We start from the raw sequence: 26,242 nt of genomic DNA, 5'->3' as shown, positions 1-26,242 counted from the left end.
AGCCGGCCGGGGTGACTCGATTCTGGGCTGTTGTGAGCTTTTTGAGTCATCGTCTATCGAGTCCTGGATTTCGAGTCGGGATTTGGGAAGCTGTGGCCGGCCCTCGTCGGCGGGCCGGCCACTATGGTCACTGAGTCGGCTTAGGGCCTGCCCTGTGTATGGGTGTTTGGAGTCGTGTCAGCCTCTCTGCGCCTCAGAGCGGATACGCCTGCATTAACCACTACCTGGAGCATGCGCCGCCCAGACACCAGAGCAGCGGAGGGGGATCGCGGTCTGCCTCAGGTGCATGAGGCGCTCAGGTCCTGCCCTCGTGCGCTCCGTCGTTGCGGTGCAGACGAGACGGTGACACCTCTCGGACACATGGGCACCCCATACTGGGAAGCACGCTGATTAATGGACCGAGATGAAGGTGGACCTGATGGATGCCGAGACGAGTGCTCGTGAGCTGGACAACGGGTCGACCTGCAAGCTGAGCGCGCTGCGGCTGGGGGAGCACCTCGAGGCCTGGGAAAACGGAATGCTATGCCACACCGGCGTCGTGGAGGAGATCGCCCCCGAGCTGGGAGTGGTGTGGATCCGGGAGCGGGGCCTCGGGGCCAGGAAGATGCTCTCCACCGACCAGCACTGCCTGCGCACCGAGAAGCCCGTCACCGCCGGATGACTCTGCACAGCCTCGGGGTGGTGAGCCAGCTCAGTTGCTGACGGCCGGAGCTTCCTCGATGTAGGCGGTCTCCAGGACCTGGGCTGCGGTGAATCGGGCGATGTCCACCTCGGTGGCGGAGTGCCCGATGTCGTCGTGACCGAAGAACCCTACGTACCTCAGCCCGCGGGCATCTCCGCCCCGGGCGCGGATGAAGCGCACGATCGTCCAGTCCAACTGGGAGTTGGTCACCGTCTCCAGCATGGCGCTGTGCACCTGATTCGCCCGTGGGTGCAAACATTTGGTCACACGCCGGCGCCATCGGGTCCGGGCGGTGGGCTGGTCCAAGGGGCACATCCTGACCGCAGGAGAGCCGTGGCCGACGTAGCGATGCACTCCATGAGCGGCCATGGCAGCCACGATGAGTTGTGTCCCCAGCACCAAGGACGGCCCCGGAACCTCTTGCTCCCGGCCCGGGCCCAGTACGTTGACCACGGCCTGCGCCCTGGACACCACGGCGTCCACGATCGCGGTGTCCGTGACGGCCCCGGCGACCACCTCCACCCCGTCCCCCCAGGGAGGGCATCGGTCCAGGTCAGGCACGCAGGCGATGACTTCGTGACCACGGAACAGCAGGTCATCCACGACCTCCCATCCCATGATGCTGGCAGCCCCGAACACAGCAACCTTCATGACTTCCCCCACCTTCATCACGAAAAGTTTGTCAGCGCACTGATTTTACGCGGTGTCTTCTTCGGCGTGCGCGGGGGAAGGTGCCGGATTCGCGGCGCGGCGATACCGCACGGCCATCGCCTCCCGTTCGCCTCGGGCGCCCGCAACCATGGGATCCATGGTCGACGAAGAGCCCAGGAACACGACCAGGAGCCATTCCACAGCCCAGTTGAACGCGCGAACTCTCATGAAACGAGAGTTCTCCATGCTGGCCTGCGCGGAGGACGCCGGCACCACGAGCTCGACGACCCAACCCGTCCGCCGCGAACCGCGGAACCGCAGCAGAATCGGCCGAACGGGAGTTCCACCAGCTGCGAGAACTCCCGTGGATAGAGCGCCGATAAGTGTAATTATGTAAAGTCATAAGCACAAAGTCTCAGCTCAGGTCTATCCTCGCCCCCGCCTGGCCGAGACGGAATCTGGGTGCACGGCGTTCATCGGCGCCTCACCCGCACCGCAGGAAGCGCCGAGGAGTCTCGCTCCGGCATGATCACCTCGACACGAGTTCGTGCAGGGCGGCGGCGTCGTGTCTTGACGCTGTGGGACTTTCGCATCTGCAAATATTGGGCAATGACACCATCAGAACCCCCCAGGGAGGGCACACAGCAAATCCCTCCCCACCAGGCGCAACAACCCTTCCCCGCTCATTTTGACCAGGGGGCGTCCACCCAGATGCTTCCGCCTCCGCAGACCAAGGCGAAAAAGCAGTCGAACGTTGTGGGGCTCATCGCGCTGATTACAGCAGTGCTCGGCTTCGTTTTCGCCTGCATCCCCGGCGCCCTCATCGTCGGCTGGATCTTACTGCCGATTGCCTTTGTTCTGGGTCTCGTTTCCCTGTTCCTTAAGGACAAGTCCAAGTGGATGGGCATCACCGCTGTGATCCTTTCGATCGTGGGCACGGTTGTCGGAGTCGTCGTGTTCTTGACCGTCGTCGCGACCTCTTTCGATGAGGCGTTCGACAGTGGGAACACCACCGTCGTCGAACCGTCTGATGACGCGGTTGCCGATGATGGTGCAGCCGAGGAAGACGCCGCCGAGGGAGACGCGGCCGCCGAAGCCGGAACGCGCGGGAACCCCTACCCCATCGGCTCGGTGATCGAGTCCGACGAATGGCGCGTCGTCGTCAACTCCGTCACCCTCGCCGCCACGGACGCCGTTGTCTCTGCCAATGAATTCAACGAGCCGCCTGCCGAGGGCTCGGAGTACATGCTCGTGAATTACTCCACGACCTACCTGGGCGATGACCCAGAGGGGCAGATGCCGGCTTTCGTCACAGTCGAGTACGTGACAGCAGACAGCACGACGGTCAATAGCTTCGACAACGCCGTCGTCGCACCGGAGGCGATCGATACCACGAGCACGCTCTACACGGATGGCACGGCAACAGGCAATGCAGCCTTTGAAGTGCCGACCACGACGGCTGACCAAGGCGTTCTCGCCGTCACCCCTGGCATGCTCGGCGACAAGGTATTCGTCGACGTGCAGTAGCACCCGCAGGAGATTAGCAAAGCCCCCGGTGATTTACCGGGGGCTTTGCTACACCGGGAAGCCGCTGTTGCCCTGCCCGGAAGGACATGGTCGGTGTCCGGTAGCCGGCCATATGTAAAGCTTAATGAGCTGCGCCGACCCTGTCTTCCGCTGGCCAAAGACGCTCACGAGGGAAAGGACTGTCGCTTTTGCGCCACTAGAGAGACAGCCCTATGAATTACGTCAGTAGCTCGGTGGTGTTGCCTCCGTCGGTGGTGCGCAGCACAGTCCCGTCGACCACGAGCAGGACCTCGGCCCTGCCGTCCTCCGTGAGGCTGGCCCCCAGTGCGGTGATCTCCCCGATCGGTTGGGCACTGGCCGTCCAGGTCTTCCCGGCGTCGGTGCTGGTGAGCAGGCGCCCGTCGATCCCAGCACCGACGATGGTGGTGTCGTCGGCCCAGGCCACCAGGGACATCAATTGTGGGGTATCCAGAGTGCCCCAGGTGTCCCCGCCGTCGTCGGAGCGCATGACGCCGTCCTCGGTAGTGGCCACCACGGTGCCTGTGCCCGGGGCAATCGCCAACGAGGCAGGGGCGGAGGGTATCTCGAGGGTGTCCCAGGTGCGCCCGTCGGAGCTGGCGCGCAGCTGCCCGTCGAAGCCGAGCACCCTGTGCGGACCGGCGGCCAGGGTGTGGAAGTCCGATTCCCCGCCCCTGGAGAGCACCTCCCAGGTCTGGCCCTGATCGGTGGATTCGATCAGTCCGACCGGTTCGGGCAGATCGGTGCCGGTGCCGGGGTGGCCCGAGGCCAGATAGCGGCCCTCGGGCGTGACGGTGAAGCCCATCAGGTCCACGACCGGGCCCACCTGGGTCAGTTCTCGGTCCTGGAGGCGGAACAGGCCTTCGTGGGTGGCCAGCAGGATTGTTGCTGCCCCTGCTCCGCCCCCGGTTACCGTGTCGCGGGTGATGGCGTGCACGTGGGTGATCGCCGTGCCGGTGCTGCTCGCTCCGGCCGGTGCCGGTGGTGCCGGGGAGGAGCACGCGGCCAGGGCGCCGGTGCCGAGCAGGCCGAGGCCGCCGACGAGCAGGGTTCTACGGGTCAGGGGATTCATGGGTCCTTTCCGCCTCGCACCACCTCGCGAGGGCCATCCCCCATTGTCAATCGTCCGGGGAGGGGCCCTGCGGCGTTCTCCGTGAAGGTTTGACGAAGATTCCTCCCTCAACCTGCATCCGGCACCGGTGCACCTGGGGCCGAGGGGGACACTGAAGTCATGACTCCTGGCATCGATGCGGTGGCCGGGCGGGTGCTGGTGGTCGACGACGAGAAGCCCCTGGCCCAGATGATCGCCACCTACCTGATCCGCGCCGGCTACGACGTGGCCACCGCCCACACCGGGCCTGAGGCGCTGGAGACCGCCCGCGCCCAGGCCCCGGACGTGATGGTGCTGGATCTGGGGCTGCCCGGACTGGACGGCATCGAGGTGTGCCGCAGGCTCCGGGGTTTCTCCGAGTGCTACGTGCTGATGCTCACCGCCCGCGGCGAGGAGGAGGACAAACTGGCCGGGCTGGCCGCGGGAGCTGATGGCTACATCACCAAGCCCTTCAGCGTGCGCGAGCTCGTCGCCCGCGTGGCCGCGGTGCTGCGCCGACCTCGCACCACCTTGACCGTGGTAGAGCCAACCCGGGTGTTCGGGGAGCTGACCGTCGATCTCGCGGCTTACGAGGCGCGGGTGGGCGGTGAGCCGGTGGCGTTGACCCGTACCGAGTTCGACCTGCTGGCCGCTCTGACGTCCCGCCCGTACCAGGCCCTCACCCGCCGCCAGCTCATCGACACCGTGTGGGGTCCGGCCTGGGTGGGCGATGAACGGCTGGTGGACGTGCACATCGGTCACCTGCGCCGGAAACTCGGCGAGGACCAGACCGCCTTCATCGACACCGTGCGCGGGGTCGGCTACCGGATGGTGACCCGGTGAGCGGCCAGCGCCCCAGCCGGGGGCTGGCCTCCCGGTTCTTCCTGGCCCAGGCCATCGTGGTGGCCGCCAGCATCCTCGCCGCCGTGGTCGTCGCCTCCCTGGCCGGACCCCCGATCTTCCACGAGCACCTGATCATGGCCGGGCACGCGGAGAACTCCCCGGAACTGTTCCATGTGGAGCAGGCCTACCGCGACACCAACCTCATCATTTTGGCCGTGGCCCTGGGCACCGCCGCGGTGTGCGCAACGGCGGTGACCTGGTTCTTCACCCGCCGCCTCCAACGGCCCCTGGCCGCCCTCACCGCCGCAGCCCAGGGCATGGCCCGCGGGCGCTACGACACCCGGGTCCCGGCCCTGGGTGCCGGCACCGAGGTGGACGCGGTGGCCACCTCGTTCAACACCATGGCCACCCGGCTGCAGCGCACCGAGGACACCCGCCGGCGGATGCTCTCGGACCTGGCCCACGAGATGCGCACCCCGATCTCGGTGCTGTCCGTCTACTGCGAAGCCCTCCAGGACGGGGTGACGCACTGGGACGAGGCCACCGGGGCGCTGATGACCGACCAGCTAGCGCGCCTGACCCGGCTGGTCGAGGACATCCACGACGTCTCCCGGGCCGAGGAGGGCCGGATCGAGCTGGACTGCTCTCCACAACCTGTCGAGGAGCTGCTGCGCACCGCGGTCGAGGCCCACCGGGAGGCCTACGCCGCCAAGGGTGTGCACCTGGTGCTCGACGCCGGCGACGTCGGCAGGGTCGTGGAGGTGGACCGGCAGCGGATCGGTCAGGTGCTGGGCAACCTGCTCACCAACGCCCTGCGCCACACCCCACCCGGTGGCACGGTCACCGTCAGTGCCACCGCCCACGGCCCGCACCGGCTCGCCCTGAGCGTGGCCGACACCGGCGACGGGATCACCGCCGAACACCTGCCCCAGGTCTTCGAGCGTTTTTGGCGCGGGGACACCGCCCGGGACCGCGATCACGGCGGCTCCGGGATCGGGCTGACCATCTCCCGGGCCCTGGTCGAAGCCCACGGCGGGACGCTGAGCGTCACCTCCTCCGGGTCCGGGGCCGGATCGGTCTTCACCGTGGAGCTCCCCCGTCCCACCCGGCACCGCACCCGCGAGGCCAGGGCCGCCGCATGACTCCACCCCCTTGCACGATACCCCCAGGGGGTATATACCTGGGGGTGGTGAGGACGTTTCCGACCCTCACCACCCGAATCGATCGAAAGAACTTGAGATGACGAACTCGACCCGCTCCCCGTTGCCGATGGCCTCCACCGGTTGCGCCTGTTGCGCCCCGGCCCCGGCGACCAACCACACCGTCCCTGCGGCTGGGACGACTTCGGCCGGATCAACCGCGACCTACCAGGTGGAGGGGATGACCTGCGGCCACTGCGCCAGCAGCGTCACCGAGGAGCTCACCACCGTGGAGGGGGTGAGCGCTGTGCACGTCGACCTGGTGGCTGGGGGGATCTCCACTGTCACCGTCACCGCTGATCGGGCGCTGTCCGTGGAAGCGGTCCGCGCGGCCGTGGAGGCCGCCGGCTACACCCTCGTCAGCGCCTGACGAGCCCCATGACTATTTCGGCCCCTCTGCAGGGCCTGCGCGGAAGGAGCACATCATGAGCACCCCGCACCACCACGACCATCCCCGCCCCGCCGTCCCGGGCCACAAGCACACCGGCCCTGAGCAGCCCCTGGACCACCACAGCCACGGGCGCCACGCCGATGCCGACACCCACGGGCAGGCCATGCCCTCTGATCACCCCCACTCGGGCCTCGATGAGGATCACGTGGTCCACGAGCACGGGGAGCACGCCGGGCATTCCACGGCGATGTTCAAGAACAAGTTCTGGCTCAGTCTCGTACTGGCGGTCCCCGTGGTGATTTTCAGCCCCATGGTCGGGCACCTGCTGGGCTACCACGTACCCCAATTCCCCGGCTCTGCCTGGATCCCGCCCGTGCTGGGCACGATCATTTTCTTCTATGGTGGGATGCCGTTCCTCAAAGGTGGGCTCACCGAGCTGAAGTCCCGCCAGCCCGGGATGATGCTGCTCATTGCCATGGCCATCACGGTGGCCTTCGTCGCCTCCTGGGTGACGACCCTGGGGATCGGCGGCTTTGACCTGGACTTCTGGTGGGAGCTGGCCCTGCTGGTGGTGATCATGCTGCTGGGCCACTGGATGGAAATGCGCGCCCTGGGCGCGGCCTCCTCCGCCCTGGACGCCCTGGCCGCCTTGCTGCCCGATGAGGCCGAGAAGGTCCTCGACGGTGAGACCGTCACCGTTGCGATTCATCAGCTGGCCGTGGGCGATGTGGTCCTGGTGCGCTCCGGGGCCCGGGTGCCCGCTGATGGGACGATCATCGGCGGGTCGGCCGAGTTCGACGAGTCCATGATCACTGGGGAGTCGAAGGCCGTCTCTCGCACGGTGGGCGAGGCGGTCGTGGCCGGCACCGTGGCCACCGACAACACGGTGCGGGTGCGCGTGGAAGCGGTCGGGTCCGACACGGCCCTAGCCGGGATCCAGCGCATGGTCGCCGACGCCCAAGCCTCCTCGTCCCGCGCCCAGGCCCTAGCCGACCGGGCGGCCGCCTGGTTGTTCTGGTTCGCCTTGGTCGCCGGCCTCCTCACCGCCATCGCCTGGACCCTGCTGGGTCAGCCCGATGATGCGGTGGTGCGCACCGTGACGGTCCTGGTGATCGCCTGCCCGCACGCCCTGGGGCTGGCCATCCCGCTGGTCATCGCCATCTCCACCGAACGCGCCGCTAAGGCCGGGGTGCTGATCAAGAACCGGATGGCGTTGGAGCGGATGCGCACCATCGACGTGGTCCTGTTCGACAAGACCGGCACCCTCACCGAGGGCGCCCACGCTGTCACCGGCGCTGCCGCTGTGCCCGGAACCTCCGAGGGAGAGCTGCTGGCCCTCGCGGCCGCTGCGGAGGCCGACAGCGAGCATCCGGTGGCTCGAGCCATCGTGCGGGCGGCCTCCGCCCACCCCGAAGCTACTCGCCTGGGCCTGCGCGGCACCGACTTCCAATCGGCCACTGGCCGTGGGGTGCGCGCGAGCGTGGATGGCGCCGAGGTGATGGTGGGCGGGCCGAACATGCTGCGCGAACTGGGCCTGTCCACCCCCGCCACGATCGCCGCTGCCACCCGGGAGTGGACCGACCGCGGGGCCGGGGTCCTGCACGTGCTGCGCGAGGGCACAGTCATCGGTGCCCTCGCCCTGGAGGACCAGGTGCGCCCCGAGTCCCGCGCGGCCGTCCGAGCCTTGCAGGACCGCGGGGTGAAGGTCGCCATGATCACCGGTGACGCCCGCCAGGTCGCCGAGGCTGTGGGCGCCGACCTGGGCATCGACGAGGTCTTCGCCGAGGTCCTGCCCCAGGACAAGGACACCAAGGTCACCGAGCTCCAGTCCCGCGGGCTGACCGTGGCGATGGTCGGCGACGGCGTCAACGACGCCCCGGCCCTGGCCCGCGCCGAGGTCGGCATCGCGATCGGCGCCGGCACCGACGTGGCCATGGAGTCCGCCGGGGTGGTCCTGGCCGGCAACGACCCCCGCGCGGTGCTGTCGATGATCGACCTTTCGAGGGCCAGCTACAAAAAGATGCTGCAGAACCTGGCCTGGGCCACCGGCTACAACATCGTCGCTGTGCCCCTGGCCGCCGGCGTCCTGGCGCCCGTCGGGATCGTGCTGTCTCCGGCCGTCGGGGCGGTGCTGATGTCGGTGTCCACCATCGTCGTGGCCCTCAACGCCCAGTTGCTGCGCCGCCTCGACCTGGACCCGGCGCACCTGGCGACCACCGATGCTGAGGACCGGGCTGCTGCCCTATCGAAGCGGCCCGAGACGGCCCCCACCCACTGACTCACCGATTTCCCACCCCTCCATGAAGAAAAGGACTGATCCCATGAAGCGTTCGACCACCCTGACCACTCTGGCCCTGACCTCTGCCCTGGCCCTGGCCGGTTGCGGCACCAGCGGCGAAGAGACCGCCGGTGAGGCACCTGAGGCCACCACATCCGCGGCGGCCGGCGCGGGGAGCACGGACACCGCCACGGCCACCCCTTCCACCTCCGCTCAGGCGGTCACGGAGGAGCACAACGACGCGGACACGATGTTCGCCCAGATGATGATTCCTCACCACGAGCAGGCGGTTCAGATGAGCGAGGTGATGCTCGCCAAGGACGATCTCGATCCGGACGTCGAGGCGTTGGCCAACAAGGTCGTCGCCGCCCAAGGCCCGGAGATCGACCAGCTCCAGACCATGCTCGAGACCTGGGGGGAGCCCACCTCGATGGAGTCCGGCGGCATGGAGGGCATGGACCACGGCTCCGACTCCGGTGCGGGCATGGAGGGCATGATGACCGAGGAGCAGATGCAGGAGCTGGAGGCCGCCGAGGACACCGAGGCCGCCGAAATGTACCTCACCATGATGACCGCCCATCACCGCGGGGCCATCGACATGGCCCAGGAGGAAGTCGCCGAGGGCCAGAATCCTCAGGCCATCGAGATGGCTCAAAAGGTGATTGAGGACCAGGAAGCGGAGATCCAGGAAATGGACCGTCTGCTGCAGCAGATCCAGGGCTAATACCTGCGGGGTCACCCCAACCAGGTCTCCACCGTGCGCCCTGGGCGCACGAGTCGGGGCTGCACCGGCCACGGGCGGGGGCCTCATCCAGATGGATGAGGCCCCCGCCCGTGGCCGGTGGCAACCGGTGGGCCATGAGGTCAGCCTTCCGTGAGGCCAGGGCCTCGGTGGCTGGTCCGAGATCTCAGTCGCGGCCGGCCAGCCAGGTGCGGAAATCGGCGACCTGGGCCTGCTGGGTGGTGATACCAGCGGTGGCGGACACCCGCAGCTGGGCGTGCGGGGCCCGGGACTGCAGTTCCAGGAACTCGATGATCCCGGCCTGGTGGTGCGGGATCATCTTCTGCACGAAGGCGACATCGAAGTCCTCACCGGCCTCCACGGCTGAGAGTTCCTCGACCATCATCTGGGTCTCCTCCTCGAGGATCTTCATCTCCTCCTGGGCTTCGGCTGGGGCCTGTGCCATGGCCTCTTCCGGGGTCAGCCCGTACCACTCCTCCAGCCACCGGGTGAACTGGTCGATCTGGTGCTGCTGGTTGGCGATGATGTTCTCCGCATGAGTCCGGATGTCCGGGCTGACCCCGCGCTCGAGCTCCAGCTGGGACATCTCGATGGCGGCGCGGTGGTGCGGGATGATCTCGGCCAGGAAGGTGATTTCCAGCTCTTCGCCCTCCAGGGTGGCCAGGGTCTCGCCGAACTCGTAGGCCGTCGGCGAGGTCGGGTCCGGCTGCAGCATTTCTGCTTGGGAGTGGGAGGAGACGGGGGTGGCCTCTCCGTGGGCGAAACCCGGGGCGGTCGCTCCGCCCAGCAAGGTGGCAGCGAGGGTGAGGCTGGAGGCGGCTGCGGCGATACGGCGGCCGCGGGTGAGGGTGGGAAGCATGATCAGGTCTCTCTTTCGGTGCGAACAGGCCCGGAGGATGAACCCGGTTCAACCACTAGATGGGCGGCCTCGGGCGGACCGTGGTTGGCCACGGTGGGAGGCACGAACCCGTCTGCAGTGCCGGAGACGGGGGGAGAGGAAACCGGTTGGAGCGCTCGGGCCGGGCGTCCGGCCGAGTTTCCTCTTGCACCGGTGGGAGCCGCTCAGCGGCCTCAACCGGTCAATGGTGCACATCAAGTACCGGCCGCCCGCAGCCCGGGTCGGCCCCCGTTCAGCGGGTCATTCGTAGCGTGTGAGGATGTCTTGCATCTGGGCGATCTCCTCCTGCTGGGTCTCCACGATGGTGGCGCACAGATCTTGGATCTCAGGATCGGTGATGTTCGATTCCTCGCAGACCAGAATGGCCCGGGAGTGGTGCGGGATCATCGATTTCAAGAATCCCTCGTTGCCCACACCGACCTCGGCTCGCCCAAGCAGGAGCGTGGCGATGAACAGGGCGATGAAGCAGATGAGCAAGGCGATGTTGAGCTTGGTGTTCTGGAACATCGACCACATGCCCACGACCATGAGCACGGCCATCGCGGTGACCATGATGAACGCCATGTAGAGGTTGCTGGGATTGAAGTAGAAGTGGTCCCAGGTGCGGATCATCGACATCGTCAACACCCACATCAGCCCGAGGTTGACCAGCAGGATGGCCCCGAAGATCCAGTACATCCGATTCGAGGTGCCGTGGTGGCCGGCCTTGTCCTCATGGCTCTGGTGGCGGGCGCCCGCGTTCGTCCTCATAATCCTCGTTGCTCTGGTGACTTTCTCGTGCATTGGGGACACCACCCGGACGGCAGGTGCGTCATGGCGGTGCCCTGCCTTCTACGGGTCTGGGGCGGCCCGTGGTTCCGATCCCAGCCGGCCACGGACCTTCTCACCGCCCCCGCCGCCCGGGTGATGGGTCAGAAGGGGCCGGCTCAGCCCAGGGAGGCGACCAGCTCGGCGCAAGCCGCCTCACAACGCCGGCAGGCCTCAGCACAAATCCGGCAGTGCTCGTGCATGTCCGCGTGCTGCTCGCACTCATCGGCGCAGGCCTTGCAGGCCATCTGGCAAGCGCGGATCGCATCCAAGGTGATGTTCGCGTCGTAGCCGGTGTGACGTGAGAGCACTCGCCCGGTGGCCTCGCACAGGTCCGCGCAGTCGAGGTTGGTGCGGATGCACTTGGTCAGGTCGGCGACCATGTCCTCGGACAGGCAGGCATCAGCACAGGCGGTGCAGGTCTGGGCGCACTCGAAACACGCCTCGATACAGGCGGCCAGCTTCTCCTTGTCCACCCCACCGAGGTCCTTCGGGTAGGTCTCCAGCATCGCGCTCACGTGATGGGTCATGGCTTGCTCCTTCGTCGGTTCAACGGGAGACGAACCGGCCGGAGCCAGCCCGCCATGCCATCGACAGTAGACTGCCTTTTCCATGTGACGCGACCCAAAACCTTGAAGATTTGATGAAGATACCCACCTCCAATAACACCCAACAACACCCCATCGATTGGTCCTTACCCCGGTAAATCCATTCGAATATGGAGATTTCGTGAAGAAATCCCGCCGCGTGTTTCGGAATGGCACCCCCAGTCCTTCCCAACCTGGGAAGAAGCTCAGTGAATTTCTAAGGAAATCTTGGCGCCACCGCTGGGGATGCTGAGGGCCAGACACGACTCTACGCTCTGGGTCAACGGCGCTCGTGTTCATGGAAGGGCGTTCTTCGACGGCATTACGCCTAGTCAAACAGGCTTTAGCGCGTCGAGTGTCTCGTGGTGCGCCCGATGGGGAGACGAATCCACGGCTTCTGGAACGGGCCTTCCGGGGATGGGCAGCCGACCTTCTCAGTGCCGAATGCAGGAAGCATCCCGGCCGTGATCTAAATGTGACACTTTTGTTATGGGTCGGCTATTGTCCACTGCGTGCCACTGATTGATCCGGTCGGCATCCTCGCGCACATCGCCGAATTCTGCCGGTGCCCGGGGTTCCTGAGAAGACATCGCTTGGCAGAAGCGGGGGAACCATTTTCGGTCCCGGTGATCCAGGGCCTAGGGGTTAAGCCGCCCCGGATGTTCGCGTCCGGGGGCGGCCGGGTGTCTCCCACCCGCATCCGACAGCTCACCTCGTAGGCAAAGGGAGGAGTACACCCATGACTATTTTCAAACGCAGCACTGCCCGCCACCGCGCCGAGACCACCTCGAGTGCCGTGCGCACCACCACGATCGCCGCTGCCGCCGGTGCGGCGCTGATCGGCTCCATCGCCCCGGCCCAGGCCTATGCCGAGGTCCCCGCGGACACCGCCACCGCCTACTCGGCTCCCGCCTCCGCGCTGACGACCTACTCCTCGACGGCCCCCCAGGCCGCCGTTGCCCCGCAGGCCGTCGCCACCGCCTCCCTTCAGGCTTCGAGCGCAGCTGACGAGAACGCGTCGACCACGACGGTGTCCACCCAATCGACGGACAGCACCGAGATCACCGGCGTGTCCGGGATCGTAGGCACCGCGATGCAGGGTGCCGGCACCGGTTACGTCTGGGGTGGGACCGCCTTCGGCGCCTGGGACTGCTCCGGGTTCACGAAGTGGGTCTACGCCCAGAACGGCATCGAGCTGCCCCGTACCAGCTTCCAGCAGATCGCCGCGGCCACCCCCACGACCAACCCGCAGCCTGGGGACCTTGTCTCTCAGAACGGCGGAAACCACATCGGCATCTACATCGGCGGCGGCAAGATGATCTCCGCTCTGAACCCCACCCAGGGCACCTTCGTCCACTCCGTCAACGCCATGCCGGTGGACGGTTACTACACCTACCGCTGACCCGGCCCGCCCTCCACAACGACCGTGAGTCGTCGCGGAGGGCCCCGGTCGCTGCATCCGCTGCTCGAGGACGCCTCCGTCTCTGGCGGTGAGCTTCCCTTTTCTTGCGGACACCACCCTGTTCTTCCATGTACCCGCCGTGCGCTCACCGCACCCGGGTGCAGAACTTCCGGGTGCGCGGTTGCTTGTCGGCCAGACAGGTTCCGCGCACCCGGTTTCCCCGCTTGTGGGCACCTTCGAGTGTCGAGCATTTGACCACCGTCGTGTCGGCGCCCCGGGAGCACCCCAGTGGGGTGGCCTGCGCTCAACCGCGTCGATGTCGACGATGGCCCCATCCCATGTGAATCTGGGGGGATCGGTGATCCTTTGATGCCAGGACCCGGCACAGCCCCAGAGCACCCTCCAACGGGCAACACCTGCAGCTTTGATGACCCCAGAGAAATCGGCCCGTCGTTGAAGGCGAGAAGTACAGGGAAGCGCACCGGGAGGCACCAAAAACTGTTGGGGTGCCGTCGAGGGGCATAACCGCGCCAGTCGCCGTTTTCCCGAGCGAAGTGGGTGAATGACTTAGATCCTCCTGGCTCTCCCGCAGACTGGTCTTCAGGACAGGGCCACCACCCACCAGCGCTGATTCGCGGCCGGGAGCCGCTGGGTAGGCCGTGGAGCTGTTGGATGGTCAGGCTTTCGCCCCTTTCCCGGTTTCGGCCGGTGGGGTCACGGCCGGAGGCTCCCGTGCTGACCGATGTGTGGCGGAAGGAACGACATGTGCACGCAGACGGTGGCAGCGACACCGAGAACCTCCGTCCGCGTGGAAGGTTGCCTGGCCCAGCCCGTGAGGCCGGCTCTGATGCCCTATGGCGGTGACCTGCGACGCTGCTGGCCAGGAGGCGTTGCCCTCACTATGCGGGTGGAGGCCAGCACCTGCGCCTTGGTCGATGCTGCGGCGCTGTCCGCCCTGGCGACCGATGTACTGCCGGGGGCGGGTGGAGCGGATCTGGTGGATCTACGGGTGTCCGCACCCGCACACCGTTGGCAGGACCCCAGGGCTCTCCGTCTCGGACAGCCCGCCACGACCTCCTGGTATCACGCTGTCCCTGCTTCCGGTTATCCACCGTGCCCGCAGAGTGAAAGTCTGGGTTTTTCTGGTGCGGGTGGTGATAATCCCGAGGCTCCGCATCCATGACGTCGTCCGCACCACTCCACGCCTTCTACCGCCCCCACGGCCTCACCCACTGATCAAGGAGCCTTCCATGCCCACGCCCCCGACCGGCCGGATCCTGGTGGTTGACGATGAGACCGACCTGGCGCAGCTCGTGGCGGAATATCTGCGCAAGGCCGGATTGGAGGTCGCCGTGCGCCACGACGGCACCGAGGCCGTGACCGCGGTGCGCGACTTCACCCCGGACGTGATGGTGCTGGATCTGGGGCTGCCCGGGATCGATGGCATCGAGGTGTGCCGTCAGGTACGGACCTTCTCGGACTGTTACGTGCTGATGCTCACGGCCCGCGATGACGAGGTGGACAAGATCGTGGGCCTGTCCGTGGGCGCTGACGACTACGTGACCAAGCCGTTCAGCCCGCGTGAGCTCGTGGCCCGGGTCCAAGCCATGTTGCGTCGGGCCCGCACGGGAGGCGCCGAACCCGCTGCTGGCTCCCGGTCAGGGCAGCAGGCCTTCGTGATCGGGGAGCTGGTGGTGGACGAGGACTCCCGTCAGGTGCACCTGGCCGGGGAACCGGTGGCGTTGACGCGGATCGAGTTCGACCTGCTCTTGTGCCTGGCTGCCCGCCCGCAGCTGGTGCTCTCCCGCCGGCAGCTGGTGGAGATGGTCTGGGACACGCACTGGACCGGGGACGAGCACCTGGTGGATGTGCATATCGGGCGGATCCGCAAGAAGCTCGGCGACGAGGCCGCCAGCCCGAGGTTCATCCACACCATCCGCGGGATCGGCTACCGAATGGGCACGGGACGATGAGCACCACCGTCTCCGCCAGCACCCGCCGCTGGTCCTGGAGCCCACTGACGGTGCGGCTGATGCTGGCCCAGACCGCGGTGCTGGCCATCGGGCTGATCATCGTGGTGATCACCGCGGTGCTGATCGGGCCGCGCATGTTCTATCACGAGCTCGTCGAGTCCGGGCACGCTGATGAGGCCCTCGGGCTGGTGCACCTGGAGGACGCCTTCCGCTCGGTGAGTCTCACCGCCCTGACCATCGGAGGACTCCCGGCGCTCTACATCGCCGGGATGCTCACTTTCTACCTCTACCGCACGATCGGGCGGTCCCTGGCCTCCTTCAGCACCGCCGCCGGTGAAGTGGCCGTCGGCAACTACGGCGTGCGTGTCACTTCCACCAAGCTGGGCCCGGAGTTCGATTCCCTGGCCGGGTCCTTCAACGACATGGCCGCCAGGCTCGACGCCGTGGACACCACCCGGCGCCAAATGCTGGCCGATCTGGCCCACGAGATGCGCACCCCTCTGGCCAGCCTCAAAGGACACCTGGAGGGCATCGAGGACGGGGTGGTCGAGTGGGATGAACGGACCACCGGCATCCTCTACGCCCAGATCGCCCGGCTGGAACGGCTGGCCCGTGACATCCGCCAGCTCACGGCTGCCGAAGAAGGCATGACCCATCTGCAGTTCACGCTTCAGGATCCGGGCCGGCTGGCAGCCCAGGCGGTCGCGGCCGTCCAACAAGACGCCGCCGCCCAAGACATCTCGGTGACCGCTGTGGGCACCGGCATGGAGGTCACACCGGTGTTGGTCGATCGGGAACGGATGGGACAGGTGTTGGGCAACCTGCTGGAGAACGCCCTGCGCCACACCCCATCCGGCGGTGCCATCACCGTGCGCACCGACCACACCCCGGAGGCCGTCAGCGTCACCGTCACCGACACCGGGGAAGGCATCGGCCCTGAGCACCTCCCGCACGTCTTCGAACGCTTCTACCGGGCCAACTCCGGCCGGGAGGCCCACCGCGGAGGCTCCGGCCTGGGGCTGGCCATCAGCAAGTCCCTCGTCGAAGCCCAGGGCGGGACCTTGGAGGTCACCAGTGGCGGCCCCGGGAGGGGGACCAGCTTCCGGATCCACCTTCCCCGCCGCACGCCCCCGGTCTGATGCCAGCATCATCACCAGATCGTTGTGTGACGGCGGCGGGGTCGTGCTTGCCGCACAGAGCACGCCTGCTGCAGCAGGCACGACCCCGCATGATGCGCCTGCCGGTCTGGGCTATCCGTGGCCGTTGTTGGCCGACCCACCCAGCACCAGGCGGCGGGTGCCTTTCACACTGGTGCTGACCACCTTCTCCAGCGGCCCCTGCCCCACACCCCGGTGCCAGGCCACCGCGAACAACGCCGCGACCGCCAGGTGGACCATGAACCACAGGTAGGGCAACTCGTAGTGGATCTCCAAGGACAGCGCCACCAGGTGAGCGGTGTAGAGAGTCAAGGTCATCACCCCCATCGCCGACAGCGGCAACAGCCACGCCCCGATCTTCGGGCTGATCAGCAGGAAAACCCCCAGCACCGCCAGGCTCACCCCGAGGCTGGCCGCGATCGCCAGCGGGGTGTTGGTGTGCGGGGTGGCGATCGCCAGCCACCACACGGTCTCGGTGGGCAGCGAGTCCGGTCCCCAGACCAGCACATCATCGAGCTCGTGCTCACCCATCGAGGAAGCATCCAGCAACCGCTGGTAGCCACCGAAGGCATAGAGCAGGACGTAGGAGGTGGTCTGGGCGAAGATCGCCAGCCCCACGCCTACCACGACCAGTCGGGCTTGAACCTCCGTCCTGCGCAGGTTCAACCGCCCCAGCCCCAGTCCGACCAGCAGATAGGTCATGTACGGCAGGGCCGGGTAGGTCCCGGTCAGCAACAACTGGGAGGCCGTGGCACCCGGCTGCGTCAGCAGATCCGTGAACGTGGGGTTGTACGAGACGAATGCGGGCAACCCATCTTGGAGTCCCTGCATCAGCATCGGGGAGACCACCCCGAAGAGCGCCGCGGAGAGGAACAGAGCCTTCGGGCCCGCGTGCAGAAACGGAATCGCCAGCAGAAAGAACACCCCGTAGTAGATCAGGATGTTGTAGGCGGGCGGGTCCTCCGACATCAACGTCCCGATCCACAGCCCCACGAGTGCGATCAGCACCGCGCGCACCACCAAGCCGATGCGGTCAGCGGCCATCGTCCTACCCTCGTGCGGGTGCCGCCCCCCGGAAGTCAGCGCCAACCCCACCCCAGCCAGCAGCGCGAACAGGGCCGCTGAGTCCCCCGAGAACAGCCGCCACGACCAGCTCGCCTCCCCGGTCTCTTCGTTCCAGGCCGGCAGCAGGTGAATGGCCATCAACCCGACCAGGGCCAACCCCCGCGCCGCATCGATCCCCACCAACCGGTGTGTGGGCCGGACCACCGCGCCCCCAAGGCCCGCCGGCGGAGGCCCTCCCGCTCTTGATCTTGTACTCACGTTTCCCCCTGTTGACCATGAAGTCCCGTTGCATCCGGGAACGTCCTTTTCCAAGGGTGGGCATCCCGCCTGGAGAGCCTGTTGCGCGATCCTCAAGATCCCATGAAGATCCCCTGGGACCGCAGGCACCCCAGGTGCGCCCCACTGAGCCGAAGCAGGAACCGAGGACGAGGAAACACAGCGCAGGATTGCCGAGGTCGCCCAAGGCCCGCAGGGTCCCCGGGCCCCGGCCAGCCCTTCACGCTAAAAACGGGTGACCCAGCCTCTGGGGAGCAGAGCCGGGGCACCCGATGGCCCGTCCACGGGCCGATGAGAACTGGGGGTTCTCACTTGCAAAGTGTGCTCCTCGGGGCCCGGGAAATCAGCCCTCAGAGCACCCAGTAGACCAAGCTTTAGGGAATCTTCACGTCGTCTTGAGAAAAGCTCAACGAGTGCGTTCGAGATCCAAAAGGGAGCGAGAACCGAGCCAGGACACCCCCGCCCCTCTGATGTGTCTGCGGCACCGGCACGCATCCCAGACCCGGCCCCCGCAGTGTTCATCTCCCCAGGGCAGCGCGCGGATAGAGCACGACGGACCACGCCGCGGCCATACCGCCGTCCCCTCCCCCTGCCACCACTCGCACTCCTCCTCCAGCACTTGACACATGTACCCCCGGGGGGTAAACCTGTACCCGTACACATACCCCCTAGGGGTACAAAGTTGGGAGGAACGAGACCATGACGACCACACAGTTTCAGGTGACCGGGATGACCTGCGGACATTGTGAGATGTCGGTGCGTGAGGAGGTCCAGGAGGTCGCGGGCGTGACCGGGGTGGAGGTCAGCCACCAGAGCGGCCGGCTCACCGTCACCAGTGATCAGCCGGTGGACGAGGCAGCGGTCATCGCCGCGGTCGAGGAGGCCGGTTACCAGGCAGCGCGGTCGGTGTGAACGCCGCCGCACGGCTAGGGGCCTACGCGGCAGGGCTGGCGGTGGTGTTCACCGGGGCCTTCGCAACGGCCGGAGCCATAGTGCCAGAGACGACAGTGTCGGCCTGGACACAGCAGGCGGAAGGAACCCAGATGACCCAGCACACCGACAGCGGCCAGGACCCGGTGGAGACCACCGCCGGCAACCACGCGGGAGGCACCCCTCAGGGCGTGAGCATGGAGCAAAGCGGCTACCTACTGCAGGAGGTCTCCGCGCCGGGGACTACCGGGGACGCTGGGGAGTTGTCCTTGACGATCGCCGGCCCCGACGGGGCCCCGGTGACTGAGTTCGAGACCTCCCACGAGAGACAGATGCACCTGATTGTGGTGCGCTCCGATGGCACCGGGTTCCGTCACGTGCACCCGGTGATGGATGAGGCCGGGCGCTGGTCGCTGCCGTGGCAGTGGGAGGCGGCCGGCACCTACCGGGTCTACGCCGACGTCGTGCCGATCGGTGCGGGGCAGAACCTGACCTTGACCTCCACCCTGGACGTGGCCGGGGCCTTCACCCCGGGTACCCCGGAGGCGTCCACCACTGATGAGGTCGATGGATATCAGATCTCCGTGGAGGGTGATCTGTCCGTTGGATCCACCTCGGAACTGGCCATCAGCGTCACCCGTGACGGACAGCCGGTCACCACCTTGGAGCCCTACCTGGGTGCCTACGGGCACTTGGTGGTGTTGCGGGCCGGGGACCTGGCCTACCTGCACGCCCACCCCGAAGGTGCTGAGCCGGTCGCCGGTGAGGCGTCCGGGCCCGCCGTCGAGTTCGCCACCACGGCTCCGAGTCGGGGCCGCTACTACCTCTACTTCGACTTCCAGGTCGACGGGCAGGTTCGCACCGCCCAATTCACCCTCGACACCACCGGGGCAGCTGAGACCGGGACCCCCGCCGGCACTGCAGCCGAGGGCCACGGCGGGCACTGACCCGGTCCCGGCTCACCACTGAGAGCGTCGCGACCGGATCGGTGGCGGCCCTAGCGAGAGAAAGAAGCACCGCATGTCTGCATCCTCGGCCCAGCCGCAGGCGCTGGGCACTGACGTCGAGCTTGAGATCGGGGGGATGACCTGTGCCTCGTGCGCCAACCGAATCGAGCGCAAGCTCAACAAGCTCGAGGGCGTGAGCGCCAGCGTCAACTACGCCACGGAGAAGGCCCGCGTCAGCGCTCCGGCCGGGTACGACCCGCAAGATTTGATCGCCGAGGTGGAGAAAACCGGCTACACCGCCGCCCTACCAGCACCCCGGCAGGCCGACCCCGGTGAGGCAGCGGCCGAGGAGGCACCGGTGGAAGACGCTGAGCTGCGCACTCTGCGGCAGCGTCTGATCGGTGCGGCAGTGCTTGCGGTGCCGGTGATTGCGATGGCGATGATTCCCGCCCTGCAGTTCGACTACTGGGGCTTCGCCTCTCTCGTGCTCGCCGCGCCCGTGGTGGTGTGGGCCGGCTGGCCTTTCCATCGGGCCGCGTGGCTGAACCTGCGTCACGGCACGGCGACGATGGACACACTGATCTCGATGGGCACCACCGCGTCCCTGTTGTGGTCGATCGTGGCCCTGTTCTTCGGCACGGCCGGTCAGCCCGGGATGGTGCACCCCTTCGAGCTGACCATCTCCCCCACCCAGGGGCTGGGGAACATCTATCTCGAGGTCGCCGCGGGCGTGATCACCTTCATCCTGCTCGGGCGTTACTTCGAGAAGCGCTCCAAGCGCCGGGCTGGGGCGGCCCTGCGCGCCCTGTTGGAGCTCGGGGCGAAGGACGTCGCTGTCCTGCGCGAGGGGCGCGAGCAGCGCATCCCCATCGAGGATTTGGCCGTGGGGGATGAGTTCATCGTGCGCCCCGGGGAGAAGATCGCCACCGATGGGGTCGTCGTTTCCGGCACCAGTGCTATCGACGCCTCCATGCTCACCGGCGAGTCGGTACCGGTCGAGGTCGCCGCAGGGGACACGGTCACCGGGGCCACCGTCAACGCCGGCGGCCGCCTCGTCGTGGCCGCCACACGGGTCGGTGCGGATACGCAGTTGGCGCAGATGGCCCAGCTGGTCGAGGACGCCCAGTCCGGCAAGGCCGAGATCCAGCGTCTGGCCGACCGGGTCTCGGCCGTTTTCGTGCCCATCGCCATCGCGATCGCCGTGGCCACCCTCGGGGCGTGGATCGGCGCCGGGTTCCCCCTCGCGGCAGGCTTCACCGCCGCGGTGGCGGTGCTGATCATCGCCTGCCCCTGCGCCCTGGGCCTGGCCACCCCGACCACGCTGCTGGTCGGCACCGGTCGAGGCGCCCAGATGGGCGTGCTCATCAAAGGACCCGAGGTGCTGGAATCCACCCGGCGGATCAACACGATCGTGCTGGACAAGACCGGCACCGTCACCACCGGCAAGATGACCCTCGCCAAGGCGATCCCCGCCCCCGGAGTGGACCGGGCCGAGCTGCTGCGTCTGGCCGGTGCCGTGGAGAACGCCTCCGAGCACCCCGTCGCTCGGGCCATCGCCACCGGCGCCAGCGCTGAGGTGGGGGACCTGCCCACCCCGGAGTCCTTCGAGAACATCGAAGGTCGCGGGGTCCAGGGCGTCGTCGACGGCCACGCCGTGCTGGTTGGCCGGGAGGCCCTGCTGGCCGAGTGGGCCCAGCACCTCGACGACGATCTGCGCCAGGCCAAGCAGGCCGCCGAGGCCCAGGGCAAGACCGCGGTGGCGGTCGGCTGGGATGGGCAAGCGCGCGGCATCCTCGTGGTCGCCGATGAGGTCAAGCCCACCAGCGCCCAAGCCATTGCCCAATTCAAGGAGCTGGGCCTGACCCCGGTGCTGCTCACCGGGGACAACCAGGCCGTGGCCGCCCAGGTCGCCGCAGAGGTCGGTGTTGACGAGGTCATCGCCGAGGTGCTCCCCAAGGACAAGGTCGACGTCGTCGCGAAGCTCCAGGGACAGGGCAAGACCGTGGCGATGGTCGGTGACGGCGTCAACGACGCTCCCGCCCTGGCCCAGGCCAATCTCGGCCTGGCCATGGGCACCGGCACCGATGTGGCCATCGAGGCCGCTGACATCACACTGGTGCGCGGGGACCTGCGGGCCGCCGCGGACGCGATCCGACTCTCCCGACGCACGCTGAGAACAATCAAGACGAACCTGTTCTGGGCCTTCGCCTACAACACCGCAGCCATCCCCCTGGCCGCCTTCGGACTGCTCAACCCCATGCTCGCCGGGGCAGCCATGGCCTTCTCATCCGTCTTCGTGGTCACCAACAGCCTGCGTCTGCGCTCCTTCACCAGCCAGGCCATCGACCCCCAGCCGTCATCGGCGACCCCGCGCCTCCGCACGCGGCAACCGATCGAGGCCTGAACCCACTCCACCGATCGAAAGGAACACCCCGTATGTGCCACCACGACCTCAACCACCACCACGACGAGCACACCCATCACCATGGGCTTGCGAACGACGATCGAACTGGGGTCTCCAGGGACAAGATGGCCGAGTGCCCGGTGATGCCCGGCAACCAGGTCGTCAAAGCCGAGGCCGAGGCCGCAGGGCTCGTCCGCGACTACCAAGGCCAGCGATACTGGCTCTGCTGCCCCGGTTGCGGACCGACCTTCGACGCCGACCCCGCCAAGTACGCGACCGCCTGATCCTACCCAGCACCCCTAGGGCCGGCGGATCCGGGCCAGCTCCACAGCTGGCCCGGGTCCGCCGGCCCATACGACACCTACGGAAAGACGAAGACGCCACCATGGACACCACCCCTGTCCCTGAGACCACCGATACCGAGTGCCACACCACCCACGGCTACATCAGCGACAAGGACCGCTACCTCGCCCGCCTCAAGCGCATCGAGGGCCAAGCCCGAGGCATCCACCGGATGGTCGACGAGGAGCAGTACTGCATCGACATCCTCACCCAGATCTCCGCCCTGACCTCCGCATTGCGCAACGTCGGCCTCGGATTGCTCGACGACCACATGAAGCACTGCGTCCTAGACGCCGCTCAACTCGGCGAGGACGCCGCCGAGGCCAAGCTCAAAGAAGCCTCCGAGGCCATCGCCCGCCTTGTACGCTCCTGACCCAGCGGCATCTGCGACCTCCGCCCCTATTCGGAACACCTGCTGTAGAACCGGTACTGTGCGGTGCCTCTCGTCGGCAGGACTCGGAAAAGGGCGCTGCGACCGGAGCCGCTACCACCGGCAAATGGCACCTGACCGGCGTCGACGCCGCCCTTGGCCTGGCTTTGAACGGGATAGTCGCGATCCACATCCTGCCCGCCTGGGATCCGGTGACCGTCGAACCCACCGCCCAGTGGACCGTCTCCGACGTCGTTTCTCCGGGTACCGCTGTCCGGCCTGAATGGCCGGCCGGGGTCACTCTTCCCGGCCAGTGCTCTTCCGGTGACCGACCGCGACAGGAACGTGTTTGAACCAAGGACACCTGACCGACGACCTACACCCTCTGCACTCCTGCGGGTTGGGTAGGTTGCCTGTTCCCTGCGGGACCGCATCCTCCCCAAGCCGAGCTCGCTCGTTCCGGAACATGCCCACTGAGACGAAGGTGCTGGCAGCACCTCACGCTACGTACGGCCTTCGCCCGTGCGCCCTGTCAGGGCTCCGGCCCGGAGGGATGGTTCAGCGCATGCGTGACCACAGCCATGCCAGGATCACCGCAACCGGCACGACGGCGAGGACGAACGCCAACCTCAAATCGACGGCCCCCCTCCACAAGACATATAGGAGCAACCCCGCCAGTACGCTTCCGAACACCACCAGCGCTACAGCGAGACCTGAGTCCCCCATGGACTCTGGATCCTTACGCTTCCCCCTCATTCCTCTGACACTACGACCGTCACCAGGTGCACGGCAGATGAACCGATACATTTCATCCATGACCGGGAACTGCGCGTCAGCCGATCCCCACGGACAAGAAACCGCGGTCGCTTGTCGATCCGTCCAAGGAGCGTCAGGCCCGTGATCACGGGTGTGCTTCCCCCAGCGCCCTCGCGCCTATGTCGCTGCCCCGGTGGCCCCGGCCAACGGACTGTTCCAGGCCATCAACTGGGCCTTCGACCAGGCCGACGACCTCACCTGGGGGGACCTCGGGATCCTGGTGGCCGACCCAGTCCTGGTCGTCCAGCTCAACCATCTGCACCGGCTGCAGGCCCGCGGGGTGCGCATCGGCACCACCGAGCAGGCCGGTCGTGCCCGATTCTTCCACGGGGTGCTGATCGCCTACTGCCCCGACGCCGCGATGCTTACTACCGCCGAAGCCGTGCCCGGGGCCCGGGCGGTAGCCGCGGTGGCCGCCCACAACAATCAGCTGCTGGCGTGGGTGGCCGCCGGCACCCCGCAGCACCTGGGCGGTGACGACTTATCGGGACTCTCCTCCACCACACCGGTGGCCGCCGGGTCGGGGCAGCTCCTCCAGCCCAGCGGTTGAGCCAACAGCCACCACCCCGGAGAGATCCCCGTCCGACGGTTTCCCGGCCGTCACGATGCCGTGGCGGTGCGCTCACCGGCCACGGCGCCGGGGTGGGTAGTCCGGAAAGCGAACCTCTACTGCAACGCCGCTCTCGCGGAAGTGGCCGGTATCAGGCCATATGTAAACCAAACGGCCTCATGCTGGCCGTGCGCCGAGGTGATTCCGTCCCCACTTGTGCGGAACAGCACGCAAGCATGTATTTGCATAACTAAACTCGTGCTCGGATGGGTGATCGCCCGGCGTCACATCTGCTCCTGCACCCGGCGGACCGACCCACATCCTGCAGCAGACCACACCGGCCGCGCTGCCCGTCACCTCCGGAAGGCAGCTGCCGTGGCCACGACTCTCCAAGAACGCCTGGCCGACCGCCACAACCGTCTCAACGCCATTCGTCTGGTCCTGGCATCCGTGGTCATCATCGGCCACGCCTGGCCCCTGACCGGCGCCGACGGACCCAGCCTCGAACTGCTCTCCGACGTGGCCGTCAACGGCTTCTTCGTCCTCAGCGGCTACCTCATCGCCGAGAGCAGGGCGCGGACCCGGCTCGTGCCGTACCTCTGGCGACGGTTCCTGCGCATCTACCCCGCCTTCCTCGTGAGCCTGCTCGTGGTGGCCGCCGTCTTCGCCCCACTCGCGGCTGCACTCGAGGTCAAACCACTCGACCTCGCCTCCGCCGCCGGCTTTGTGCTGAGCAACGCCGACCTGAAGATGTCGCAGTGGGGCATCGATGGGACCCTGACCGCGGTCCCGACCCCGGACTCGTGGAATGGCTCGCTCTGGACGCTGTTCTACGAGGCTCTCGCCTACGTTCTGATCGGTCTCGTCCTCAGTCTCGCGGTCGCGGCGCGGCACGCCCGGTGGGTGCTCCCGGCGATGTTCCTCGCCGTGCTCGTCCTTCGGCCCCTGCTCGAGGGACCGCTGGAGGTCACAACCAACCTCTACCTCAATGGCGCCCGGCTGGTGGGCTACTTCCTGGCGGGCGCGGCGGTCTGGGCCTGGGCGGGCACCTGGCGCCCCACCTGGGTGCACGTCGCGGGGGCGGGGGTCGTCTACGCCGTGCTGACGGATCAGGGCTGGGCGGACCTGTACGGGCAGCTGCCGCTTGCCGTGCTGCTCCTCGGCCTCGGCGCCACCCCGTCCCGCAACTGGACCACGCGTACGGACCTCTCCTACGGCGTCTACATCTACGCGTACCCGGTGCAGCAGCTCCTCGTCCTGCTCGGCACCGCGTCGTGGGGAATCGCCGTCAACTCCGTGCTCGTCCTCTTCCTGACGCTGCCCCTGGCGCTGCTGTCCTGGAGGCTTGTGGAGAAGCCCGCCTTGCGGGCCAAGGCGTGGCTGGATCCCCGCGACCGTCCCGACCGGCGCGTCCCCTCCCCCATCGCAGAGGACCCCCACGCCGGGGCCGTGCCGGGCCTCCGTCCGCACTGACCCGGCCATGCCGCCCGCGTCCTGACGATGCACTCGCACCCAGGCCCGGGAAACCCCTACCGCAACATCGCCTCGCGGACATTGGCCGATATCCGGACATCTGTATAGCGCAGGACGTCCAACCGCCCCATCGCCGCAAGAGGAAGATGTGGGGGTGGTCTCTGCGCGTGAGGCGCCTGGAGGGGATCCCCTACTGCACGCGCTGGTGCAGCAGATGATGAAGGCATCAGCGTTCAATTGCTGCGCCAGTGTCAGGACGTGTTTCTGAGACTTGCTCTCAAAGTTGGCTGAACCCACCCGAGGACCAGGCGGGTCCATGAGTGGGTGGGCGTGGAGTGACGTTGTTCTGCAGGGACGATCTGGAGGTTTGATCCGGTGGTGGGTGCGCTGCCGACCTAGGGTCGTAAGCCCAGTTGGCGGAAGCGTTCCAAGGTGTCTTACAAGCCCCAGGTCTTGGCGATCAGACCGTTGCGGAAGGTGAAGAAGTACACCTCGTCGATGTTCTCGAAGCACCGTCCTGTGGGCGCGTGACCGCGCCACTCACCGAGGTGAGTGCCGGAGCAGCGGAACCGGGCGGCCACGGTTTTCCCGTCGCTGACCAGCTGCACGATCTGCATGCGGGTGTCGGGGAAGGCGGCACGGAATGGGGCGATCCAGCGTCGGGCGACCCGCGCCATGGCCGGGGTGTAGAGCTGGTCCAGGGCCTCCAGGCTCCCGCCGACCAGGACCTCCTCAACCAGGCGGGTGATCACGTCGTCATGTGTTGACGGCGCGGGGTCATTAGGGGCGGGCATGGTGTGTCCTCCAGCCAGGTGGGAGGTAGG

The 26,242-nt window shown here is 67.3% G+C and carries 24 protein-coding genes and 1 riboswitch; of the genes, 17 read left to right on the top strand and 7 right to left on the bottom strand.

Features of this window, described 5'->3' with window-relative positions; translation table 11 throughout:
- Nucleotides 1–418: 418 nt before the first annotated feature.
- Nucleotides 419–661 (top strand): hypothetical protein, encoded by a 243-nt coding sequence (locus ACWCOM_RS12090; RefSeq protein WP_454548994.1) that lies wholly within the window; start codon nt 419–421, stop codon nt 659–661.
- A gap of 30 nt (nt 662–691) precedes the next feature.
- On the opposite strand, the gene ACWCOM_RS12085 is transcribed toward ACWCOM_RS12090, so the two are convergent.
- Complete coding sequence (locus ACWCOM_RS12085) at nt 692–1,333, bottom strand: NAD(P)-dependent oxidoreductase (protein WP_261766191.1); 642 nt, start codon at nt 1,331–1,333, stop codon at nt 692–694.
- Between the two features lie 525 nt (nt 1,334–1,858).
- Between ACWCOM_RS12085 and ACWCOM_RS12080 the strand changes: the two genes are divergently transcribed.
- Nucleotides 1,859–2,860: a hypothetical protein gene (locus ACWCOM_RS12080; protein ID WP_454548993.1), complete on the top strand. Its 1,002-nt coding sequence runs from the start codon at nt 1,859–1,861 to the stop codon at nt 2,858–2,860.
- A 217-nt stretch (nt 2,861–3,077) separates the two neighbouring features.
- Here ACWCOM_RS12080 and ACWCOM_RS12075 read toward each other — a convergent pair whose 3' ends face one another.
- Entirely contained in the window at nt 3,078–3,950 is an 873-nt protein-coding gene (locus ACWCOM_RS12075) for a F510_1955 family glycosylhydrolase (protein ID WP_454548992.1), read from the bottom strand.
- Nucleotides 3,951–4,109: 159 nt separating this feature from the next.
- Between ACWCOM_RS12075 and ACWCOM_RS12070 the strand changes: the two genes are divergently transcribed.
- The 5 genes from ACWCOM_RS12070 to ACWCOM_RS12050 all read left to right on the top strand — a co-directional run bounded on the left by ACWCOM_RS12070 (nt 4,110) and on the right by ACWCOM_RS12050 (nt 9,403).
- Entirely contained in the window at nt 4,110–4,811 is a 702-nt protein-coding gene (locus ACWCOM_RS12070; protein ID WP_454548991.1) for a response regulator transcription factor, read from the top strand.
- Entirely contained in the window at nt 4,808–5,953 is a 1,146-nt protein-coding gene (locus ACWCOM_RS12065; protein WP_454548990.1) for a sensor histidine kinase, read from the top strand. The genes ACWCOM_RS12070 and ACWCOM_RS12065 overlap by 4 nt, the downstream gene beginning before the upstream one ends.
- Nucleotides 5,954–6,050: 97 nt before the next feature.
- On the top strand, nt 6,051–6,380 hold the full coding sequence (locus tag ACWCOM_RS12060) for a heavy-metal-associated domain-containing protein (RefSeq protein ID WP_454548989.1): 330 nt from the start codon (nt 6,051–6,053) through the stop codon (nt 6,378–6,380).
- 55 nt (nt 6,381–6,435) lie between these two features.
- Nucleotides 6,436–8,679, top strand: coding sequence for a copper-translocating P-type ATPase (locus ACWCOM_RS12055; protein ID WP_454548988.1), 2,244 nt, complete (start codon nt 6,436–6,438; stop codon nt 8,677–8,679).
- A gap of 43 nt (nt 8,680–8,722) precedes the next feature.
- Nucleotides 8,723–9,403: a DUF305 domain-containing protein gene (locus tag ACWCOM_RS12050; RefSeq protein ID WP_454548987.1), complete on the top strand. Its 681-nt coding sequence runs from the start codon at nt 8,723–8,725 to the stop codon at nt 9,401–9,403.
- A 184-nt stretch (nt 9,404–9,587) separates the two neighbouring features.
- On the opposite strand, the gene ACWCOM_RS12045 is transcribed toward ACWCOM_RS12050, so the two are convergent.
- The 3 genes from ACWCOM_RS12045 to ACWCOM_RS12035 form a co-directional block, all read right to left on the bottom strand.
- Entirely contained in the window at nt 9,588–10,280 is a 693-nt protein-coding gene (locus tag ACWCOM_RS12045) for a DUF305 domain-containing protein (RefSeq protein WP_454548986.1), read from the bottom strand.
- 279 nt (nt 10,281–10,559) lie between these two features.
- The gene (locus tag ACWCOM_RS12040; protein WP_454548985.1) at nt 10,560–11,069 is read right to left on the bottom strand and encodes a DUF305 domain-containing protein; all 510 of its coding nucleotides are present in this window, start codon (nt 11,067–11,069) and stop codon (nt 10,560–10,562) included.
- A gap of 176 nt (nt 11,070–11,245) precedes the next feature.
- Entirely contained in the window at nt 11,246–11,656 is a 411-nt protein-coding gene (locus ACWCOM_RS12035; RefSeq protein WP_454548984.1) for a four-helix bundle copper-binding protein, read from the bottom strand.
- 597 nt (nt 11,657–12,253) lie between these two features.
- A riboswitch (cyclic di-AMP (ydaO/yuaA leader) is annotated at nt 12,254–12,447 on the top strand.
- 5 nt (nt 12,448–12,452) lie between these two features.
- Between ACWCOM_RS12035 and ACWCOM_RS12030 the strand changes: the two genes are divergently transcribed.
- From ACWCOM_RS12030 to ACWCOM_RS12020, 3 genes are all read left to right on the top strand, one after another.
- Nucleotides 12,453–13,115 (top strand): C40 family peptidase, encoded by a 663-nt coding sequence (locus ACWCOM_RS12030; RefSeq protein WP_454548983.1) that lies wholly within the window; start codon nt 12,453–12,455, stop codon nt 13,113–13,115.
- A gap of 1,250 nt (nt 13,116–14,365) precedes the next feature.
- Nucleotides 14,366–15,088: a response regulator gene (locus ACWCOM_RS12025; RefSeq protein WP_454548982.1), complete on the top strand. Its 723-nt coding sequence runs from the start codon at nt 14,366–14,368 to the stop codon at nt 15,086–15,088.
- Nucleotides 15,085–16,227 carry a sensor histidine kinase gene (locus tag ACWCOM_RS12020; RefSeq protein WP_454548981.1) on the top strand — a complete coding sequence of 381 codons (1,143 nt, stop codon included), beginning with the start codon at nt 15,085–15,087 and terminating at the stop codon, nt 16,225–16,227. Before ACWCOM_RS12025 ends, ACWCOM_RS12020 begins: the two co-directional genes overlap by 4 nt.
- 111 nt (nt 16,228–16,338) lie before the next feature.
- On the opposite strand, the gene ACWCOM_RS12015 is transcribed toward ACWCOM_RS12020, so the two are convergent.
- Nucleotides 16,339–17,490 (bottom strand): heparan-alpha-glucosaminide N-acetyltransferase domain-containing protein, encoded by a 1,152-nt coding sequence (locus ACWCOM_RS12015; protein ID WP_454548980.1) that lies wholly within the window; start codon nt 17,488–17,490, stop codon nt 16,339–16,341.
- A gap of 795 nt (nt 17,491–18,285) precedes the next feature.
- Between ACWCOM_RS12015 and ACWCOM_RS12010 the strand changes: the two genes are divergently transcribed.
- From ACWCOM_RS12010 to ACWCOM_RS11980, 7 genes are all read left to right on the top strand, one after another.
- Entirely contained in the window at nt 18,286–18,498 is a 213-nt protein-coding gene (locus tag ACWCOM_RS12010) for a heavy-metal-associated domain-containing protein (RefSeq protein WP_454548979.1), read from the top strand.
- 131 nt (nt 18,499–18,629) lie between these two features.
- Entirely contained in the window at nt 18,630–19,463 is an 834-nt protein-coding gene (locus ACWCOM_RS12005; protein WP_454548978.1) for a heavy-metal-associated domain-containing protein, read from the top strand.
- 73 nt (nt 19,464–19,536) lie between these two features.
- Nucleotides 19,537–21,867 carry a heavy metal translocating P-type ATPase gene (locus ACWCOM_RS12000; protein ID WP_454548977.1) on the top strand — a complete coding sequence of 777 codons (2,331 nt, stop codon included), beginning with the start codon at nt 19,537–19,539 and terminating at the stop codon, nt 21,865–21,867.
- Between the two features lie 32 nt (nt 21,868–21,899).
- Nucleotides 21,900–22,151 (top strand): YHS domain-containing protein, encoded by a 252-nt coding sequence (locus ACWCOM_RS11995; protein ID WP_454548976.1) that lies wholly within the window; start codon nt 21,900–21,902, stop codon nt 22,149–22,151.
- A gap of 101 nt (nt 22,152–22,252) precedes the next feature.
- Nucleotides 22,253–22,582: a metal-sensitive transcriptional regulator gene (locus tag ACWCOM_RS11990; RefSeq protein WP_454548975.1), complete on the top strand. Its 330-nt coding sequence runs from the start codon at nt 22,253–22,255 to the stop codon at nt 22,580–22,582.
- Between the two features lie 946 nt (nt 22,583–23,528).
- Nucleotides 23,529–23,945 carry a hypothetical protein gene (locus ACWCOM_RS11985; RefSeq protein WP_454548974.1) on the top strand — a complete coding sequence of 139 codons (417 nt, stop codon included), beginning with the start codon at nt 23,529–23,531 and terminating at the stop codon, nt 23,943–23,945.
- Nucleotides 23,946–24,320: 375 nt separating this feature from the next.
- A complete protein-coding gene (locus ACWCOM_RS11980) occupies nt 24,321–25,418 on the top strand; it encodes an acyltransferase family protein (RefSeq protein WP_454548973.1) in 1,098 nt (365 codons plus the stop codon).
- Between the two features lie 437 nt (nt 25,419–25,855).
- On the opposite strand, the gene ACWCOM_RS11975 is transcribed toward ACWCOM_RS11980, so the two are convergent.
- Nucleotides 25,856–26,212 carry an ester cyclase gene (locus ACWCOM_RS11975; RefSeq protein ID WP_454548972.1) on the bottom strand — a complete coding sequence of 119 codons (357 nt, stop codon included), beginning with the start codon at nt 26,210–26,212 and terminating at the stop codon, nt 25,856–25,858.
- Nucleotides 26,213–26,242 lie beyond the last annotated feature (30 nt).

The sequence above is a fragment of the Kocuria sp. KH4 genome, assembly GCF_053711175.1.
The sequence above is the reverse complement of the archived record's forward strand: the minus strand, read 5'-3'. Positions and strand labels throughout refer to the sequence as shown.